The organism is Sphingorhabdus lutea, from assembly GCF_001889025.1.
In the GTDB taxonomy this organism is placed as follows: Bacteria; Pseudomonadota; Alphaproteobacteria; order Sphingomonadales; family Sphingomonadaceae; genus Sphingorhabdus_B; species Sphingorhabdus_B lutea.
This window is the reverse complement of sequence record NZ_CP018154.1, coordinates 1,937,026-1,955,061: the sequence shown is the minus strand read 5'-3', so window position 1 is coordinate 1,955,061 and position 18,036 is coordinate 1,937,026. Positions and strand designations below refer to the sequence as shown.

General features: G+C 47.5%; 18 protein-coding genes. 15 read left to right on the top strand and 3 right to left on the bottom strand.

What is annotated here, in order from left to right:
• The first annotated feature begins 191 nt into the window (after nucleotides 1-191).
• From LPB140_RS09330 to LPB140_RS09320, 3 genes are all read left to right on the top strand, one after another.
• A complete protein-coding gene (locus LPB140_RS09330; protein ID WP_072559600.1) occupies nucleotides 192-1,730 on the top strand; it encodes a peptide MFS transporter in 1,539 nt (512 codons plus the stop codon).
• 74 nt (nucleotides 1,731-1,804) lie between these two features.
• The gene (locus LPB140_RS09325) at nucleotides 1,805-3,199 is read left to right on the top strand and encodes an amidohydrolase (protein ID WP_072559599.1); all 1,395 of its coding nucleotides are present in this window, start codon (nucleotides 1,805-1,807) and stop codon (nucleotides 3,197-3,199) included.
• The gene (locus LPB140_RS09320) at nucleotides 3,196-4,491 is read left to right on the top strand and encodes an amidohydrolase family protein (RefSeq protein WP_072559598.1); all 1,296 of its coding nucleotides are present in this window, start codon (nucleotides 3,196-3,198) and stop codon (nucleotides 4,489-4,491) included. The genes LPB140_RS09325 and LPB140_RS09320 overlap by 4 nt, the downstream gene beginning before the upstream one ends.
• 125 nt (nucleotides 4,492-4,616) lie before the next feature.
• Here LPB140_RS09320 and LPB140_RS09315 read toward each other — a convergent pair whose 3' ends face one another.
• Nucleotides 4,617-5,612 (bottom strand): aldo/keto reductase, encoded by a 996-nt coding sequence (locus LPB140_RS09315; RefSeq protein ID WP_072559597.1) that lies wholly within the window; start codon nucleotides 5,610-5,612, stop codon nucleotides 4,617-4,619.
• A complete protein-coding gene (locus tag LPB140_RS09310; protein WP_072559596.1) occupies nucleotides 5,590-6,831 on the bottom strand; it encodes a dicarboxylate/amino acid:cation symporter in 1,242 nt (413 codons plus the stop codon). The genes LPB140_RS09315 and LPB140_RS09310 overlap by 23 nt, the downstream gene beginning before the upstream one ends.
• Nucleotides 6,832-7,008: 177 nt before the next feature.
• Here LPB140_RS09310 and glmM point away from each other — a divergent pair, with 177 nt between their 5' ends.
• The 4 genes from glmM to rnhB are packed head-to-tail and all read left to right on the top strand — an operon-like array spanning nucleotide 7,009 to nucleotide 10,354.
• The gene (glmM, locus tag LPB140_RS09305) at nucleotides 7,009-8,352 is read left to right on the top strand and encodes a phosphoglucosamine mutase (protein WP_257785778.1); all 1,344 of its coding nucleotides are present in this window, start codon (nucleotides 7,009-7,011) and stop codon (nucleotides 8,350-8,352) included.
• A complete protein-coding gene (locus tag LPB140_RS09300; RefSeq protein WP_072559595.1) occupies nucleotides 8,352-8,579 on the top strand; it encodes a DUF1272 domain-containing protein in 228 nt (75 codons plus the stop codon). The genes glmM and LPB140_RS09300 overlap by 1 nt, the downstream gene beginning before the upstream one ends.
• A 4-nt stretch (nucleotides 8,580-8,583) precedes the next feature.
• Entirely contained in the window at nucleotides 8,584-9,732 is a 1,149-nt protein-coding gene (gene thiD / locus LPB140_RS09295) for a bifunctional hydroxymethylpyrimidine kinase/phosphomethylpyrimidine kinase (protein WP_072559594.1), read from the top strand.
• Nucleotides 9,689-10,354, top strand: coding sequence for a ribonuclease HII (gene rnhB / locus LPB140_RS09290; protein WP_083550588.1), 666 nt, complete (start codon nucleotides 9,689-9,691; stop codon nucleotides 10,352-10,354). The genes thiD and rnhB overlap by 44 nt, the downstream gene beginning before the upstream one ends.
• 37 nt (nucleotides 10,355-10,391) lie before the next feature.
• Here rnhB and LPB140_RS09285 read toward each other — a convergent pair whose 3' ends face one another.
• Nucleotides 10,392-10,700 (bottom strand): hypothetical protein, encoded by a 309-nt coding sequence (locus LPB140_RS09285; RefSeq protein WP_072559593.1) that lies wholly within the window; start codon nucleotides 10,698-10,700, stop codon nucleotides 10,392-10,394.
• Between the two features lie 256 nt (nucleotides 10,701-10,956).
• Here LPB140_RS09285 and rpsB point away from each other — a divergent pair, with 256 nt between their 5' ends.
• From rpsB to rseP, 8 genes are all read left to right on the top strand, one after another.
• Nucleotides 10,957-11,736 carry a 30S ribosomal protein S2 gene (gene rpsB, locus LPB140_RS09280; protein WP_072559592.1) on the top strand — a complete coding sequence of 260 codons (780 nt, stop codon included), beginning with the start codon at nucleotides 10,957-10,959 and terminating at the stop codon, nucleotides 11,734-11,736.
• 119 nt (nucleotides 11,737-11,855) lie between these two features.
• On the top strand, nucleotides 11,856-12,779 hold the full coding sequence (gene tsf / locus LPB140_RS09275; protein ID WP_072559591.1) for a translation elongation factor Ts: 924 nt from the start codon (nucleotides 11,856-11,858) through the stop codon (nucleotides 12,777-12,779).
• A 138-nt stretch (nucleotides 12,780-12,917) separates the two neighbouring features.
• A complete protein-coding gene (gene pyrH / locus LPB140_RS09270) occupies nucleotides 12,918-13,643 on the top strand; it encodes a UMP kinase (RefSeq protein WP_072559590.1) in 726 nt (241 codons plus the stop codon).
• Between the two features lie 12 nt (nucleotides 13,644-13,655).
• On the top strand, nucleotides 13,656-14,213 hold the full coding sequence (gene frr / locus LPB140_RS09265) for a ribosome recycling factor (protein ID WP_072559589.1): 558 nt from the start codon (nucleotides 13,656-13,658) through the stop codon (nucleotides 14,211-14,213).
• Between the two features lie 72 nt (nucleotides 14,214-14,285).
• On the top strand, nucleotides 14,286-14,954 hold the full coding sequence (gene uppS / locus LPB140_RS09260; protein ID WP_072559588.1) for a polyprenyl diphosphate synthase: 669 nt from the start codon (nucleotides 14,286-14,288) through the stop codon (nucleotides 14,952-14,954).
• The gene (locus LPB140_RS09255) at nucleotides 14,954-15,652 is read left to right on the top strand and encodes a phosphatidate cytidylyltransferase (RefSeq protein ID WP_072559587.1); all 699 of its coding nucleotides are present in this window, start codon (nucleotides 14,954-14,956) and stop codon (nucleotides 15,650-15,652) included. Before uppS ends, LPB140_RS09255 begins: the two co-directional genes overlap by 1 nt.
• Nucleotides 15,649-16,812 carry a 1-deoxy-D-xylulose-5-phosphate reductoisomerase gene (locus tag LPB140_RS09250; RefSeq protein WP_072559586.1) on the top strand — a complete coding sequence of 388 codons (1,164 nt, stop codon included), beginning with the start codon at nucleotides 15,649-15,651 and terminating at the stop codon, nucleotides 16,810-16,812. Before LPB140_RS09255 ends, LPB140_RS09250 begins: the two co-directional genes overlap by 4 nt.
• A gap of 5 nt (nucleotides 16,813-16,817) precedes the next feature.
• Nucleotides 16,818-17,921 (top strand): RIP metalloprotease RseP, encoded by a 1,104-nt coding sequence (gene rseP, locus LPB140_RS09245; protein ID WP_072559585.1) that lies wholly within the window; start codon nucleotides 16,818-16,820, stop codon nucleotides 17,919-17,921.
• The last annotated feature ends 115 nt before the right edge of the window (nucleotides 17,922-18,036 follow it).

Here is an 18,036-nt window from a genome sequence, read left to right as displayed (position 1 = left end):
TAGCAACAACATATAATTTTTCCAGAGCAAATATATAAAATGGCCAAATGAGGGTATATGGCGGGCGAAGAAAATTTGCGATGTTGAAACAATCTTCTTCACAGACGTAATTTTTTTGCTAGGGTAGTGGGGTAAAAATAAGGTCAATTGGCCAAATAAATTTAAACAAATTGATGAGAGGGTGGGTTTTTATGGCGACATATGCTCAAGATGGCGATTCCGCAGGTACCTTTTTAGGTCATCCTAAGGGATTGTTTGTATTGTTTTTTGCAGAAATGTGGGAGCGTTTTTCCTATTATGGTATGCGTGCTTTGTTGATTTTTTATCTAACAAAACATTGGTTATTTTCGGACAGCGAAGCAGGCGTCATTTATGGTGCATATACTGCTTTGGTTTATATTACGCCCGTTTTGGGCGGATATTTGGCCGATAAATATTTGGGACAACGTAAGGCTGTTTTATATGGCGCGGTCCTTTTAACCTTTGGCCACTTCATCATGGGATTTGAAGGCGATGGCGGTCAAGATCCTACTTCGCTGAACATTTTCTGGTTGGCTCTTGCCTTTATCATTGTTGGTTCAGGTTTCTTAAAAGCGAATATTTCGGTAATCGTGGGCCAACTATACCCGCGCACCGACACGCGCCGTGATCCGGCCTATACCATTTTTTATATGGGAATAAATTTGGGCGCTTTTTTGGGCTCTTTATTATGCGGCTATATTGGTGAAACCTATGGCTGGTCATATGGATTTGGCCTTGCTGGATTTGGCATGCTGCTTGGTCTTTTGGTCTTTATTTGGGGCAAGCCATTATTGCTTGGCCGTGGTGAGCCTTCCGATCCTGCGAAATTATTATCTAAGGTTGCGGGAATTAAGCTTGAATGGCTTCTTTATGCTGTTGGCCTTGTTGGTGTTGGTCTTTGCTGGTGGATGGTCCAAAATCAGGCGGTTGTCGGCACATTATTGGGCGTTTTTGGCGCAATATTGGTGGCATATGTTTTGTTCATTGCGGTTGTCAAATTACCATCGGAGGATCGTGACCGTATCTTTGCGGCAATGTTCTTAATCTTTGTTTCCATTGTTTTTTGGGCATTATTTGAGCAAGCCGGTTCTTCATTGAACCTATTTACTGACCGTCATGTTGACCGTGCGGGTGTTCCTGCATCGGTATTCCAATCATTGAACGCAGCCTATATCTTCATGCTCGCGCCATTATTCGCAATGCTGTGGACCATGATGAGCAAAAGCGGCAAAGAGCCTTCTGCGCCATTTAAATTCGGGCTTGGTGTTATTCAGGTGGGCCTTGGTTTCTTGGTTCTTGTTTGGGGTGCAAATTCGGTTGGTGCGGATGCGGCTGTGCCGGTAATTTTCATCTTCTTGATTTACTTGCTGCATACAACCGGAGAGCTTTGCCTGTCTCCTGTGGGCTTATCGGCGATGAACCGTCTTGCCCCTGCGCATATGGCATCGTTAATCATGGGCACATGGTTTTTTGCCTCGGCAACGGGTAATTTTGCTGCTGGTTTAATTGCTGCCGCTGCGGGTGCAGAGGGATTAGAAGGCGAGGCTGCAGGTAAGGAAGTTGTCCTTGGCGTTTATTCAACCGTGGGTTGGTATGCGATTGGCATTGGTGTTGCCGTATTGGTCATTTCGCCGCTGATTAAAAAAATGATGCATCTGGACACGTTGAAAGATGATGGCGATGCCACAGCGGCTAAAGAAGCTCATTAAGAAATAAAAAATCGGGGCGGGAAGAAATTCCTGCCCCTTTTTTGTTAAAATTATAAAAATTAGAGGAAGCAGCAATGCACCATTTGAAAACCATATTGGCCGCCTCTGCGGCGCTGATGATCCTGTCACCCCAAGTGGCGGATGCTAAAAAATCTAAAAAGGATGAGGCAAAGGTTGAAAAAACAGCCGCGCCAGTCGCCTTTCCATCCACCTATCATGCCTATGCAGGGGTAAATACCGCCGTCAATAATGTGACAATTTTTGATGGTTTGGGCGGCAAAATTGAAAATGGTGTTATTTTATTTGCCGATGGCAAAATTGTTTCGGTTGGCGATTCCTCCACCAATATTCCTGATGGCTATCAAATTATTGACGGCAAAGGTAAATATATCACCCCCGGCATTATTGATGTGCACAGCCATTTGGGCGTATATCCATCCCCGGGGGTAGAGGCGCATAGCGATGGCAATGAGGCCACTTCGCCCACCACGCCAGAGGTATGGGCGGAACATAGTGTTTGGCCGCAGGATCCCGGATTTGGCCGTGCAATGGTGAATGGCGGCATTACCTCATTACAAATATTGCCTGGTTCGGCGAATTTAATGGGCGGCCGTTCGGTGACATTAAAAAATGTCTATTCCCGCACGGTTCAGGGGATGAAATTTCCTGATGCGCCCTATGGTTTTAAAATGGCGTGCGGTGAAAATCCCAAAAGAGTTTATGGTGGCCGCGGGCGTATGCCATCCACCCGCATGGGCAATTTTGCCGTAAACCGCCAAACATGGGTAAAGGCGGCTGAATATAAAAAGAAATTGGACAGCGGCAAAGAAGTAACCCGTGATTTGGGTATGGAAACATTGGCAGGCGTATTGTCGGGCGATATTTTGGTCCATAATCATTGCTACCGCGCCGATGAAATGGCGCTGGTCATGGATATGGCCAAGGAATTTGGATATAAAGTCACCGCATTTCACCATGCGATTGAAAGTTATAAAATCGCCGATAAATTGCGCGAAGAGGATGTTTGTTCGGCAATTTGGGCCGATTGGTGGGGTTTTAAGATTGAGGCATATGACGCCATTCCGGAAAATGCCGCAATTTTGGAAAATCAAAAAGCATGTGTGATAATCCATTCCGATGATGATAATCAAATCCAAAGGTTGAACCAAGAAGCTGCAAAGGCCGCCGCAGATGCCCGCCATATGGGTTTCGACATTAGCGATGGGACAGCCATTCGGTGGATTACATATAATGCGGCAAAGGCATTGGGGATTAATGACAAAACAGGTTCATTGGAAAATGGGAAAATGGCGGATATTGTTTTGTGGAATGGAAATCCCTTGTCCGTATATTCGCGTCCTGACCGTGTGTGGGTCGATGGTGCATTATTATATGATAGCAGCAATCCCAAAATGCGCCCCGTAAGCGATTTTGAGCTTGGCCAACCAGGTGAGGGAGACACGAAATGAAGAAATTTATCACATTAACAGCCGCCCTTTTGTCATTAAGCGCGACAAGTGCATTTGCACAAAGCTATGCCATTATTGGCGGCAAACTGATCACCGGAGATGGCAGTGCGCCAATTGAAAACGGAACTGTTGTTATTAAAGATGGCAAAGTGATCGCGGCGGGCAGCAATATTGCCATTCCCGCGGATGCCCAAAAAATTGATGCGACCAATAAATGGGTCACGCCAGGAATTTTTGCAGGGTTCAGCCGATTGGGCCTAACCGAAATTAGCGCGGTCAGCGGCACCAATGACGAAAATGCCAGCAAATCAAAATTTTCCGCAGCTTTGGATGTGTCCGACGCGATTAGCGCGGATCGTTCACCCTTTGGGGTCAACCGCGCATCGGGTGTTACGCGTGCGGCGGTTGCTCCATCGGTTGGCGGCAATATTTTTGCAGGGCAGGGCGCAATTGCCAATTTGGGCGAAGGGCAGGACCCAACATCGCATAAACGGGTTTTTCAATTTGTTGAAATGGGTGAACGTGCAGCATCCATTGCGGGGGGCAGCCGAACTGCCAGCAAAACATTATTCCGTTCCATGCTGCGTCAGGCGAGCGATTATGCCAATAATAGAGCAAATTTTGATGAAAGCCAATTGACCGTTGAGGATGCCAAGGCATTGTTAAAGGTGATAAGCGGAGAGACCATGTTATTGGCACATGTGGAAAGCGCCGCCGATATTAACCAGATGATTGATTTGAAAAAAGAATATCCGGCCATGAAATTGGTGATTGTGGGCGCAAGCGAGGGATGGCGCGTTGCCGACCGTTTGGCGCGTGAAAATGTGCCGGTTATTGCTTCTGCGTTAAATGACCTGCCGTCTAGTTTTGAGGTATTGGCCGCCACACAATCAAATGTAGGCCGCATGGAAAATGCCGGGGTAAAGGTGGCCATTGGCATGATTGATGACCGTGATGCCCATCAATTACGATATTCGGCGCAATATGCGGGCAATCTTGTCGCGCTTAATAAAGTGCCCGGTGCTACAGGGGTAAATTGGAATACTGCCTTTGCGCTGATTTCCTCTCGTCCCGCAGAAATTTTGGGACAGGGCGGCAAATTGGGCGTGTTAAAAAATGGCGCGGCGGCCGATGTGGTGATTTGGAATGGTGATCCGTTGGAACTTTCTACCAATGTGGAACAGCTTTTCATTGATGGTAAGAAACAATCATTGGAAAACCGCCAAAGCAAATTGCGCGATCGTTATGCAAATCCAGTCGAAGGAAATTTGCCCAAGGCATATGATAGATAATAAAGCCGATTTGGTAAAAATGAATAAGGCCCGCCAGTATAGCGGGCCTTTTTTCTGTGCATTATAAATTTTCTGCGCATCATAAATATAAAATCAATGATGTATAAATATTATATTATAATTGCCTATAACCGCACCATGCTCATGCCCAATTCGCCATAGCGGGGACCAGATGTTTGACCCGCAGGGGCGGCGGCGTCAATCGCGGCCAAATCTGCTTGGGATAATATAATATCGCTTGCCCCCATGCTGTCGCGCATGGTTAGCCTCCTTTTGCTGCCCGGAATGGGCACGATATTGTCACCTTGTGCCAATAACCATGCAAGGGATATTTGCGCCGGCGACGCGCCATGCGCGGCGGCAATGGCGGTTATCACATCAACAATTTTCATATTATTGGCAAAATTCTCTTTTGAAAAACGTGGATCATTTAACCGCCAATCATCGCGGTCCAGCTCATCATGTGATTTTACTTGGCCGGTCAAAAATCCACGGCCAAGCGGGGAATAGGGTACAAAACCAATGCCCAATTCTTTACATAATGGCAAAATATCCTGTTCAATATCGCGTTCCCAAATGGAATATTCACTTTGCAGTGCGGTTATCGGCGCGGTGGCGGCGGCGCGTTTTATGGTTTCGGGGCCTGCCTCTGACAATCCGATATGGCCGATTTTCCCCTCTTTAATCAGGTCAGCCAATGTGCCCACCACATCTTCAATCGGGGTCGATGGATCAACACGATGTTGATAATATAAATCAATATGGTCAACGCCCAAACGTTGAAGCGATCCTTCGATACTTTTGCGAATATGTGCCGGATTGCTGTTCGCACCAACGGGCTTGCCGCCTTGAATTTCAAAACCAAATTTGGTGGCAATGACCAGTTTGTCCCGCTTTCCCCTTATGGCCTCTCCCACCAATATTTCATTACTAAATGGTCCATAAACCTCTGCGGTGTCAAAAAATGTCACCCCCATGTCAATGGCTTCATCAATGGTTTTGGCCGCTTCATCTGGATCAGCGTCAAGCCCATAGACGATATTGCCGCCCTTGATCATGGGCATGCAACCAATGCCCAGCGCAGATGTTTTTAATCCATTACCCAGATTGCGATATTTCATGCCCTAAATCCTCTTCATAATTTGCGATTGTAGTGGTGACGGCCATATCCATTGTCACATTTCCTAATGTGCGCATAATGTCTGGAAATGTTTCAATTGCCAATAGGATGATGAGCGGTTCAACCGGCAAGCCCATGGCAATATTTATCGGCGCGATTGATGTAATGAAGCTGACTGAGCCGGGCAGGCTGACCGCGCCAAGGGTGGTGATGGCCGCCGCCGCCACACCAATGGCCAGTGCAGTAATGCTAAGCTCTATACCCATGAAATGCGCGACATATATGGCAACGGCAAGGTTCATGCACGGGCCTGTCGCGCGAAATAAGGCAACCGCCACAGGCAAGACAACATCCGCGCTGCGTTCGCCCACGCCCAATTTTTTCACCCCCTCCACCATGGCGGGCAGTGATGCAAGCGAGCTTTGCGTAGATAGCGCGACCGCCTGTGCAGGGATGGCGGCCTTGAAAAAAGTAACAGGGCCAATTTTTGCGCCAAATAATGCCACGAAAAAGGAAGCAATCCACACAATAAAGCCAACCGACACCAAGATTAAAACATAATGGGCCAATGCGCCAAATGCCGCCACGCCCGCCTTTGCCCCGACAACCATTGCCAATGCAAAAACGCCAATGGGCGCAATTAACAAAACCCAATTGATTAAAATTAACATGGCATTGGCCAAAGCATCAAAAAAACCGCGCATCACACCGCGCTGATCGGCGGGCAATTTGCTAATCGCAAAGGCAAAGGCAAGGGTAAAGATTATCAACGGTAAAATCGCATCTTGCGCCGCCGCCGAAACCGGATTTGTTGGGATGATAGCGCGCAGAAATTCGCTAAATGGTGGAATCTCACCTGCTGGGGCTGCGCTGCCCAATGCGGCTTTTAACGCATTCGCAGCATCGGTGGGCAGGGGGAAAAGTTCCAATAAAGCCGGGGTGACAATTGCGGCCATTATTGCCGACAACCATAATAATATCATCATCGTGCCAATGGCGCGCACCGTCATTCGCCCCGCACGGGCCATTTGCGCTGCCTTTAAAATGCCAACAATCAATAATCCGACAATTAACGGCACCACCGTCATGCGCAGTGCATTTAACCACATGCTGCCCACCACATCCGCGCCATTCATTAACGCAGGGGCGCCGTCTTCTATCACCGCACCCAACAAAATACCCAATGCCAGGGCGCCCAAAACCAAATATGCTCTTAGCATCGATAATCCTTAATTTATTACTGCGACGATTATTTTATCAAAGCAGATTGAAAGAGTAGAAATTTATTTACAGCCACGATACAGCACCGAAAAAATATGGCAAAACATTCTTGGCGTTATCTGGCACGATAGGCTATGGCATTTTAAGTAAATTTGATAATCAATGGGGATTTTATTTTGGTAAAGCGCAGATTTTTTGGAACTGATGGGATAAGAGGGCGGACAAATATGTCACCCATGACACCGGAAATCGCCATGCGCGTGGGGCAGGCCGCCGGGTCGCATTTCCTTCGCGGCAAACATAAACATCGTGTTGTCATTGGCAAAGATACCCGGCTTTCTGGTTATATGATGGAAAGCGCGATGGTTGCCGGATTTACCAGCGTGGGCATGGATGTGGTGCAATTTGGCCCAATACCAACCCCCGCAGTGGCTTTGTTGACCCGTTCAATGCGGGCCGATTTGGGGGTAATGATTTCGGCCAGCCATAATCCATATGAAGATAATGGTATCAAATTATTCGGGCCCGATGGCTTCAAATTATCCGACAAGGATGAATTGATGATTGAGGCATTGCTTGAAGAACCCGCTCAATTGGCGGTCAGCAGGGATATTGGTCGTGCGCGGCGGATTGAGGATGCACGCGGGCGATATATTCACGCGGTAAAGGCCAGCGTACCGGAAAATATCCGTTTCGATGGTTTGCACGTCGTGGTTGATTGCGCAAATGGCGCGGCCTATCAGGTGGCCCCTGCCGCGATTTGGGAGCTGGGCGCAAAGGTAACTGCAATTGGCGTGACGCCAAATGGGCGCAATATTAACGACCGTGTTGGTTCAACCCATGTCGAAACCATGTGTGAAACTGTGGTGGCGGCGGGCGCGGATATTGGCATTGCGCTTGACGGTGATGCTGACCGTTTAATCGTGTGCGATGAAAAGGGCCAAGTGGTCGATGGTGATCAGATTATGGCGTTAATGGCCATGCGATTGAAACGCGCCGAAAACTTAAAGGCCAATAAATTGGTGGCGACCATCATGTCCAATTTGGGTTTGGAGCGTTTTCTCGCCGATCATGATATTGGTTTATTGCGGGCGCAAGTTGGCGACCGATATGTGTTGGAGGAAATGCGCAAAATTGGCGCAAATCTGGGCGGGGAGCAATCCGGCCATATGATATTATTGGACCATGCCACCACCGGAGATGGCACGATTACTGCTCTACAAATTTTGGCGGGACTTGCCGAAAGCGAGCGTCCGGCAAGTGAATTGCTGCATATGTTTGAACCGGTGCCGCAATTGTTAAAAAATGTTAGATATAATAGCGGGCAGCCATTGGCAAATAAGGTGGTGCAAGCGGCGATTGCTGATGCAGAGGCCGAGCTTTCTGGCAAGGGTCGGTTGGTCATTCGTCCATCGGGGACCGAGCCGTTAATTCGCGTAATGGCCGAAGGAGACGACGCCGCGCAGGTTGAAACTATTGTTGATCAGCTTTGCGATATTATCAGAAATGAGGCTGGATAATGCTGGAGATGCGGCCCGATTGCGAAAAATGCGGGGGCGATTTACCCGCCGAGGGGGCGGGCGCATTTATATGTTCATTTGAATGCACATTTTGCGCCGATTGCGCGGATATATTGGACGAAACATGCCCAAATTGCGGCGGAGAATTGATGGACAGGCCGGCGCGTTCATTAAAGGCGCAGGAGAAATTTCCCGCCTCCACCGTGCGAAAGTTTAAGGGTTATTAAATCCATGAGCGCCCGTATTTTAAGCATTGCCGGTTCAGACAGCGGTGGCGGCGCGGGGATACAGGCGGATATAAAAAGCATCACCATGCTGGGTGGCCATGCCATGACCGCAATTACCGCGATTACCGCGCAAAATACTTGCGGGGTTGCCGCTGTTCATCCTATTCCTGTGGATATGGTGGCGGCGCAAATTGATGCAATTTTGGCCGATATTGGCGTGGATGCCATTAAAATTGGCATGTTGGGCAGCGCAGAAATTGCCAATATGTTGGCCGATAAATTGGCCGCAATAGATGTGCCGATTATTTTCGACCCCGTAATGATTGCGACCAGCGGGTCATTATTGGCAGATGAGGCAACAATCTCGGCCTTTCACCGGATGATGGATATCAGTCTTCTGGTAACGCCCAATTTGCCGGAACTGCACGCATTGGGCGGTATTGAAAATATTTTGCGGCATGATGCTTTTATCCTTGCCAAGGGGGGGCATGGCGAAGGCAAGCAGATAATTGACCAGCTATATAGGCCAAATGGCACGGTGGTTTCATGGCAAAATGAGCGCATATACGGCGATAATAATCATGGCACGGGATGCACATTGGCCAGTGCGATTGCATGTGGAATGGGCCAGGGATTGGACATAGAGACCGCGTGCGCGCGCGCCATATCCTTTGTTCGAATTGCCTATCATGATGCAATGACACATCCCGATATTGGCGCGGGGCATGGCCCATTGGGTCAGCAATTTGTCAGAAATGATGCGATTTTTATGGGTGCATCATTAAATCAATTGACGGTGAATGTGCGCGATTATGATGCCTCCGTCTTATTTTATAAGGGGCTGGGTTTAAGGCAAATTGTGGACAGCCCCTTTAATGGCTATGCCCGATTTGAAGCTGATAATGGCGTGACATTTTCAATTCATTGCGCAAATAATGGCGAAGAGGTGAGCGGCGCGGTTATTTATTTTGAACATTGCCAATTGGATGAATGGTGCGCAGCTTTACAAGGCGCAGGATATGTTTTTGACCAAATGCCGCGTGATGAAAAATGGGGATGGCGTGAGGCAAGGCTGTTCGACCCATCGGGCAATGCCATTTGTTTATATTATGCCGGTGAAAATAGGCGGCACCCCGCATGGCGCATTAAATAAATATCGGGGTATTATTTTGAAGAAGTTTGAGGATGCTTTGGCTAGCAATAGGCAGTTAATTTTTGGTGTTGATGAGGCAGGGCGAGGGCCGCTTGCCGGGCCAGTGGTGGCGGCGGCGGTATTTTTACGAGGTAGCGACATTGTCGGATTGGATGATAGTAAGAAATTATCCCCACATAGGCGCTCTATATTAGAGCAGCAGATAAAGGAGCAATGCGATTGGGCAGTGGGCATTGCCAGCCATGACGAGATTGATGAGATAAATATATTACAGGCCACCATGCTTGCCATGAAAAGGGCGGCAGATGCCTTAACCCAAAAAATTGATGCATTGCCCGATATGATATTGGTTGATGGAAACCGACTGCCGAAATGGCGCTATGGCGCACAGGCGATAATCGGAGGCGATTCGCTGCACCCCTGTATTTCGGCTGCATCCATTATTGCAAAGGAACATCGTGACCGTTTGATGATGGAGGCAGATGCGCAATATCCGCAATATGGATGGGCGACAAATAAAGGCTATGGCAGTAAAGCGCATTTGGAGGCGATTGCCCAATATGGTCCAAGCCCTTTTCATAGGATGAGCTTTGCCCCCATGCGCCAAATGACATTATTATAAATATCACTTAATTATAGATAACACTTATTATTAAATATCAGGCCGCCAATTTCGCGCTTCGTTGACGCTGTTTCATCATGACATGGCGTGATTTGATGCGGGTGGGCTGTGCCCGCATTTTTGGCAAATCATTCATTATATTTAAAGGCGCCTGATAATTGGTTCGATAAGGGCGGATGACAATGCGCGGTGCATGGTCGCGCATATCCTGTGCCGCATCCTGCATATCAATATGATCAGATATAATATCCAATATTTGCGGCATTGCGGATTTGATGCTGGCAAAAATGGCGAAAACAGCCATGGAAAATCCAAAAAAATAGGCAAAGGAAGAAATATATATCATATCAAAAACCCTATATAATCGTCGTTATTGCCCTTATGTTCATGTTTTGTTCTTTTGTCAATAATTATTTTTGAAGGTGATTTGAGAGATGGTTGAAGCGATAAATTACTATCTGCGGAAATATTGGGCTTGACCTTTTGTTCAACATGGTTTATCCGCGCTTCCATTCCACATAAGGGGCATCATACCGGTGCTTTTAATGTTTTTGCATTAAAAGTCACAGCTCCTTAGAGGTATAACCGGAAGGAGAACTATTATGGCGGCACCAGTCGTCACCATGCAGCAATTGCTAGAAGCCGGATCACATTTCGGCCACCAAACCCATCGTTGGAACCCACGTATGAAGCCATATATTTTTGGCGATCGTAATGGTGTTCATATTCTTGATTTGTCACAAACAGTGCCTTTATTTGCGCGTGCATTAAACTTTGTTGATGCAACAGTTTCGGCTGGCGGTAAAGTATTGTTCGTCGGTACAAAGCGTCAGGCCCAAGGCCCGATTGCTGATGCTGCTCGTGCCTCTGGACAGCATTTTGTCAACCATCGCTGGTTGGGCGGAATGTTGACCAATTGGGAAACAATTTCAAAGCGCGTTAAATTCCTTAAAACTCTTGAAGAGCAACTTTCAGGTGATACCTCTGGTTTTACCAAGAAAGAAGTTCTGAACATGACCCGTAACCGTGATAAGCTTGAGTTATCATTGGGCGGTATTCGTGAAATGAACGGCATTCCTGATGTGATGTTTGTTATCGACGCGAATAAGGAAGAGCTTGCCATTAAAGAAGCCAATGTTCTGGGTATTCCCGTCATTGCCATTCTTGATTCAAATGTTGATCCCTCTGGCATCGCATTTCCTGTTCCTGCAAATGATGACGCCGCGCGCGCTATTCGCCTTTATTGCGATGCGATTGCGACTGCAGCAACCAAGGGCGGCCAGCAGGCTGCTGTTGCATCAGGTGCGGATTTGGGCGCAATGGTTGAACCTCCTGTTGAGGCAGTTGTTACCGAGGCTGCGGCTGAAGGTGATAAAGCATAATATCAATTTGCCTATCGCCTTATGATAGATAGATTGATAATATAAAGGAATATTGGCCGGGCATATATGCTTGGCCATTTTCCAAATCTAAAACTAATTATTTTATAAAGGAATTTACCATGGCAATTACCGCTGCAGCCGTAAAGGAATTGCGCGAGCGCACAGGCGCTGGCATGATGGATTGCAAAAAAGTGCTTTCAGAAGCAAATGGCGACATTGATGCTGCTGTTGATATGTTGCGCGCCAAGGGATTGGCCGCTGCTGCGAAAAAATCAAGCCGCACCGCAGCCGAAGGTTTGGTTGGCGTTGTGACCAATGGCACAAGTGGCACCGCAATCGAAGTAAATAGTGAAACCGATTTTGTTGCGAAAAATGATCAGTTTCAAGATTTCGTGTCAAAGGTTAGCCAGGTTGCGCTTGACCTTGGTGCAAATGATATTGAAGCAGTTGCAGCGGCGGCATATCCTGGCGGCGAAACTGTTCAAGAAGTGTTGACCAATAATATTGCGACCATTGGTGAGAATCAAGCGCTTCGCCGTGTTAAAACATTGTCAGTATCAAATGGCCTTGTGCATTCATATGTGCATAATGCAGCTGCCCCGAATATGGGCGGCATTGGCGTGTTGGTTGCGCTTGAAAGTGATGCGGACGCATCTGTTCTTGAACCATTGGGTAAGCAATTGGCGATGCATATTGCTGCTGCATTCCCATTGGCGTTGAACGCAGATGGTCTTGACCAAGAAATGTTGGAGCGTGAGCGCGCCATCGCTCTTGAAAAAGCATCTGAATCTGGCAAGCCTGCGGAAATTGTTGAAAAAATGGTTGTTGGTGCAATGGATAAATTCGCCAAAGAAAACGCTCTATTGTCTCAACTTTTCGTGATGGACAATAAAACACCAATCGCCGAAGTTGTTGCAAAGGCTGCAAAGGAAGCTGGAAAGTCAATCACATTGACCGATTATGTCCGTTTCCAATTGGGCGAAGGCATTGAAAAAGAAGAAAGCGATTTCGCGGCGGAAGTAGCCGCAGCGGTTGGCGGATAATCTTTTTTTAAATTATAGGGTGCTTTTTTTCATCGCACCCCTTGGCGATATGGCGCACTGCTTATATAGCTGTGCGCCATATGCATATCAGCACCAATAAATTTTATCGAAAGAGTGGCGATTATTATGGGCAAAGACATGGAAAAAAAACAATATAAACGAATCTTGCTCAAATTATCGGGTGAGGCGTTAATGGGGGATACGCAATTTGGCATTGATCCCGATACCGTGGCCCGTATGGCAGGTGAGGTAAAAGCGGCCCAGGATACAGGCTTGCAAATCTGTCTTGTCATTGGTGGGGGCAATATTTTCCGCGGTATGGCAGGGGCAGCAAAGGGAATGGACCGTGCACAGGCCGATTATATGGGCATGTTGGCCACGGTTATGAACGCACTGGCCATGCAAAATGCTTTGGAACAATTGGGCGTTGCGACCCGTGTTCAATCCGCCATTCAAATGGATGCAGTGTGTGAGCCGGTTATTCGTCGCCGCGCGGAACGACATTTGGAAAAAGGGCGCGTGGTTATTTTTGCCGCCGGTGTGGGTGCGCCCTATTTCACCACGGACAGCGGTGCAGCCCTTCGTGCAGCGGAAATGCGCTGTGATGCCTTGTTTAAAGGAACAAGCGTTGATGGCGTTTATAATGCTGATCCAAAGCAGGACCCCAATGCCGTTCGTTATGACGAATTAAGTTTCAGCCGCGTCCTGACCGATAATTTAAAGGTTATGGATGCCAGCGCGGTCGCGCTTTGCCGTGACAATGATATACCGATCGTGGTATTCACGATAAGAGAGCAAGGCAATTTGGCAAAAATCTTACGTGGTGAGGGTGTTTCCACCACCGTTTGTAATCAAGCAGAATAAAGGGCAAAATATATGGCGCAATATGATAAATCAGACATTGATCGCAGAATGAATGGTGCGGTGGAATCGTTTAAAGGCGATTTGACCGGTCTTCGCACGGGGCGTGCCCATGTCGCATTATTGGATCCTGTGGTGGTAGAGGTATATGGTGCAAATATGCCATTAAATCAGGTAGCAACGGTTTCAGCGCCTGAGCCGCGATTATTATCTGTTCAGGTTTGGGATAAATCCAATTTGAACGCAGTTGAAAAGGCGATTCGTAACGCAGGTTTGGGGATTAACCCCATCACCGACGGGCAGTTAATTCGCCTACCGATTCCTGATTTGACGCAGGAACGCCGTAAAGAATTGGCCAAATTGGCTGGGCAATATTCTGAAAAGGCAAAAATCGCCATTCGCAATGTGCGCCGCGACGGCATGGACAATATTAAAAATGACGAAAATAAGAAGGTCATTGGCGAGGATGATGCAAAGCGGCTTGAAACCGAGGTGCAGAAAATGACCGATGATTATATTAAGTTGGTCGATGAAGCCGCCGAGGCAAAAGAAAAAGAAATTATGACGCAATAATAAATTGGCCAGCCATTTAATTTTCATTAAATGCTGGTGGAGGGGTAGTTTTTGGGTCAGTCTGAAAAAATAATGCCGCGTCATGTTGCCATCATCATGGATGGCAATGGGCGTTGGGCAAAAAAACGCATGATGCCGCGTGCCATGGGGCATAAGCGCGGGGTAGAGGCCGTGCGTGATATTGTACGCGCCGCTGGTGAATTGGGGTTGGAGGCGCTTAGTCTTTATGCATTTTCGTCGGAAAATTGGAAACGTCCGGCGGACGAAGTAAATGACTTAATGGGGCTTTTGCGCCATTTCATAAAATCCGATATTAATGAATTTGCCGCCAATGATGTGCGTTTGAAAATATTGGGTGATTATCACGCTTTGGCGCCGGATTTGGTTGCGTTAATTGATGATGCGTTGGACCGTACGGCGGGAAATAAACGCACGACATTGGCCGTTGCCTTAAATTATGGCGGGCAGGATGAAATTGTGCGCGCCGCGCAAAAGGCGGCGGCAAATGGTACGGTTGATATGGAAAATATTGCCGCAAATTTAGATAGCGCAGATATGCCGCCGCTTGATCTTTTAATCCGCACATCGGGTGAGCAACGATTAAGTAATTTTATGCTGTGGCAGGCGGCCTATGCCGAGCTATGGTTTACCGATATTTTATGGCCAGATTTTAATAAACAAGAATTGGTTCGCGCATTGGATGATTATGCGACGCGCGACCGCCGCTTTGGGGGGCGATAATGGCAGAGGGTAAAAATAACGATTTAAAGGTTCGGTCAATATCCGCTTTGTTCATGATGCTGATTGCGGGCGGTGCATTATATGCTGGCGGCTGGTTTTTTGGGTTCTTTATGGCAGCCGCTGGTATCGTTATTTTGAAAGAATGGATGGCTTTATCCAATAAAATTGCCACAACATTTTTGGGTAAGTTTATTTGGGCGATATGCGCAATAATATATATTGGACTGGCCGTTGCGGCGATTATCCTGTTTCGGGTAAAGGATGATGATTGGCAGGCGGTATTGGCGCTTATATCCGTGGTGATTGCCACCGATGTGGGGGCGTATTTTGCCGGACGCAGCATAGGCGGACCGAAATTAGCCCCGAAAATAAGCCCGAATAAAACATGGGCAGGGTTAATCGGGGGCATGAGCGCGGCGGGAATTATATGGGTAATTTTTGTCTCTTATGATTTTGCCCCTGCGGGCGGCGATTTTGGCATAGCGGTCATTTTCTTAACTGGCGCATTTATGGCCATTTTAGCACAAGGCGGCGATTTATTGGAAAGCTGGATGAAAAGACGTGCAGGGGTAAAGGATTCGGGCAATTTTATCCCCGGTCATGGCGGATTATTTGACCGCGCCGATGGCATGATCGCGTTATTTTTTGTCATTGGACTGACCCATATTATCATTTTACGCGACATGGTAATTGGATGAGTGCTTCGCGATCAATTTCTATATTTGGGGCAACAGGTTCGGTGGGCATGTCCACTTTGGATCTGGTCGGGGCAAATCGCGATCAATTTAAGGTCGTGGCCTTAACGGCCAATGGCAATGCCGAAGCGCTGGCTGCGCTGGCGATAAAATTTGAGGCCGAAATTGCCGTTGTCGCCGATGAGGCGGCGTATGAAAGTTTGAAATCCGCCTTATCCGGATCTGGTATAGAGGCCGCAGCAGGTGAGGGTGCATTGATTGACGCTGCGCGGCGCAATGCCGACATGACAATGGCCTCTATTGTTGGAACGGCGGGGTTAAAGCCGACTTTGGCTGCTATTGAACAGGGCAATTATGTTGCGCTGGCCAATAAGGAATCGTTGGTTTCTGCCGGTGCGTTAATGATGGCGGCGGTGCAAAAATCAGGCGCAACTTTGCTTCCAGTGGATAGCGAGCATAATGCCATATTCCAATGCCTTGCGGGCGGAAAAATTGACGAGGTGCGCAAAATTACGCTTACCGCATCGGGCGGGCCATTTCGAGAATTCACATTGGAAAAAATGCGCAATGTCACCCCGAAACAGGCGGTGGCGCACCCCAATTGGTCAATGGGCGCAAAGATTAGCGTGGACAGCGCAACGATGATGAATAAGGGGCTGGAATTTATTGAGGCGCATCATCTTTTTCCCGTGGGTTTGGATAAGCTGGATATTTTGGTGCACCCCCAATCGGTGATCCATAGCATGGTGGAATTTCATGATTGCTCCACCTTGGCGCAGCTAGGTGCGCCCGATATGCGTATTCCCATTGCCAGTGCATTGGCATGGCCCGCGCGTATGGCAACAAATTGCACGCCGTTGAACCTTGCCGAAATTGGCCAATTAACTTTTGAGCAGCCCGATGAAACCCGATTTCCCGCCATTGCCATTGCAAAATATGCTGCGCAAAAGGGTGGCGCAGCGGCAGCGGTGATGAATGCCGCCAATGAAATTGCCGTTGGCGCATTTTTAGAAGAAAAAATCGCATTTTTGGACATCATCAATATTGTGCGCGATGCCATGGACCAATATGGTGATGAAAAATTATCGCATCTGGACGATGTGTTCAGCATAGATGCAGAAGTCAGGCGTTATTGCCAAGATAATATTATAAAGGCCGCATAGAAATAATGATCGATTCTCCTAATATATTTGTGACCATATTGTCATTTTTAACAATGATTGGCATTTTGGTTATTATTCATGAATTGGGCCATTATTATGCGGGGCGTTTTTTTGGCGTAAAGGCAGAAAAATTTTCAATTGGCTTTGGTCCACAAATTTTTGGGCGCGTGGATAAACGCGGCACATTATGGCGCGTGGCGTTATTGCCACTGGGCGGATATGTGCAATTTGCAGGAGATGCAAATGCTGCCAGCCAAAATGACGATGCATGGAAAGAAATGCCCGAAGAGGAGCGTGCGCATAGTTTTCCTGCAAAGCCTCTATGGCAGCGGGCAATTATTGTTTTTGCAGGGCCGGCGACCAATTTTATCTTGGCGATTGCCATTATGGCGGGATTTTTCATGACCTATGGCCAGGTTGTCATGCCCGCCCGAATTGATCAGGTGCAGGCGCAAAGCCCGGCGGACAAAATGGGCATTAAAAAAGGCGATTTGGTGACCAGTTTCAACGGTGTTGAAATGGAAAATTTCCCCGAATTGGCCAGAGAGATTAGCATTTATGGCGGTCAAAATGTGGAAATAGATATTGTCCGCGATGGTCAAAAAATGACCTTAATGGGCCAAATTGGCCACACAATCATGACCGACAAATTTGGCAATGAACAAAAAATTGGCCAATTGGGTATTGGGGCATCGGGTGCAGAGATTCGGGAAGTTCCCATTTATGAAGCCCCGTGGTTGGCGGTAAAGGAAACCGGTGCGATTATTCGGTTAACGGTAACCGGCCTTGGTCAAATATTGTCGGGACAGCGTTCGGTTAAAGAATTGGGCGGGCCTGTAAAAATTGCGAAAATATCTGGCGAACAATTTACCTTGGGCCTTGCCGCCTTTATTTCTTTAATAGCGATGATCTCGATTAACTTAGGGTTCATCAACCTTTTGCCAATCCCTATGCTGGATGGTGGACATTTATTATTATATGGGATTGAAGCGGTGACAAGGAAGCCGCCCAATCCCGCGATACAAGAATGGGCATTTAGGGTTGGATTTATATTTTTAATCGGCTTTATGCTGGTGGTTACCTATAATGATATTTTATCATTGGTGTGATGAGGTTTTAGGCTGAATTATTATATTTCAGCTTTAGGAGGCTTGAACAAAAGGCGATAGTCGGGCAGGGGATATATATCCCATTTGCGCAATGGAAATTTCTTGGGGGCAAGGG

Bases quoted from the DNA above. Each gene is read 5' to 3' on its own strand.
- rpsB (WP_072559592.1), top strand. From the start codon at position 10,957: ATGGCGGCACCAGTCGTCACCATGCAGCAATTGCTAGAAGCCGGATCA.
- LPB140_RS09330 (WP_072559600.1), top strand. From the start codon at position 192: ATGGCGACATATGCTCAAGATGGCGATTCCGCAGGTACCTTTTTAGGT.
- LPB140_RS09255 (WP_072559587.1), top strand. From the start codon at position 14,954: ATGGCAGAGGGTAAAAATAACGATTTAAAGGTTCGGTCAATATCCGCT.
- rnhB (WP_083550588.1), top strand. From the start codon at position 9,689: ATGCCGGTGAAAATAGGCGGCACCCCGCATGGCGCATTAAATAAATAT.
- LPB140_RS09325 (WP_072559599.1), top strand. From the start codon at position 1,805: ATGCACCATTTGAAAACCATATTGGCCGCCTCTGCGGCGCTGATGATC.
- pyrH (WP_072559590.1), top strand. From the start codon at position 12,918: ATGGAAAAAAAACAATATAAACGAATCTTGCTCAAATTATCGGGTGAG.
- LPB140_RS09300 (WP_072559595.1), top strand. From the start codon at position 8,352: ATGCTGGAGATGCGGCCCGATTGCGAAAAATGCGGGGGCGATTTACCC.
- uppS (WP_072559588.1), top strand. From the start codon at position 14,286: ATGCCGCGTCATGTTGCCATCATCATGGATGGCAATGGGCGTTGGGCA.
- LPB140_RS09320 (WP_072559598.1), top strand. From the start codon at position 3,196: ATGAAGAAATTTATCACATTAACAGCCGCCCTTTTGTCATTAAGCGCG.
- rseP (WP_072559585.1), top strand. From the start codon at position 16,818: ATGATCGATTCTCCTAATATATTTGTGACCATATTGTCATTTTTAACA.
- LPB140_RS09315 (WP_072559597.1), bottom strand. From the start codon at position 5,612: ATGAAATATCGCAATCTGGGTAATGGATTAAAAACATCTGCGCTGGGC.
- frr (WP_072559589.1), top strand. From the start codon at position 13,656: ATGGCGCAATATGATAAATCAGACATTGATCGCAGAATGAATGGTGCG.
- thiD (WP_072559594.1), top strand. From the start codon at position 8,584: ATGAGCGCCCGTATTTTAAGCATTGCCGGTTCAGACAGCGGTGGCGGC.
- LPB140_RS09285 (WP_072559593.1), bottom strand. From the start codon at position 10,700: ATGATATATATTTCTTCCTTTGCCTATTTTTTTGGATTTTCCATGGCT.
- LPB140_RS09310 (WP_072559596.1), bottom strand. From the start codon at position 6,831: ATGCTAAGAGCATATTTGGTTTTGGGCGCCCTGGCATTGGGTATTTTG.
- LPB140_RS09250 (WP_072559586.1), top strand. From the start codon at position 15,649: ATGAGTGCTTCGCGATCAATTTCTATATTTGGGGCAACAGGTTCGGTG.
- tsf (WP_072559591.1), top strand. From the start codon at position 11,856: ATGGCAATTACCGCTGCAGCCGTAAAGGAATTGCGCGAGCGCACAGGC.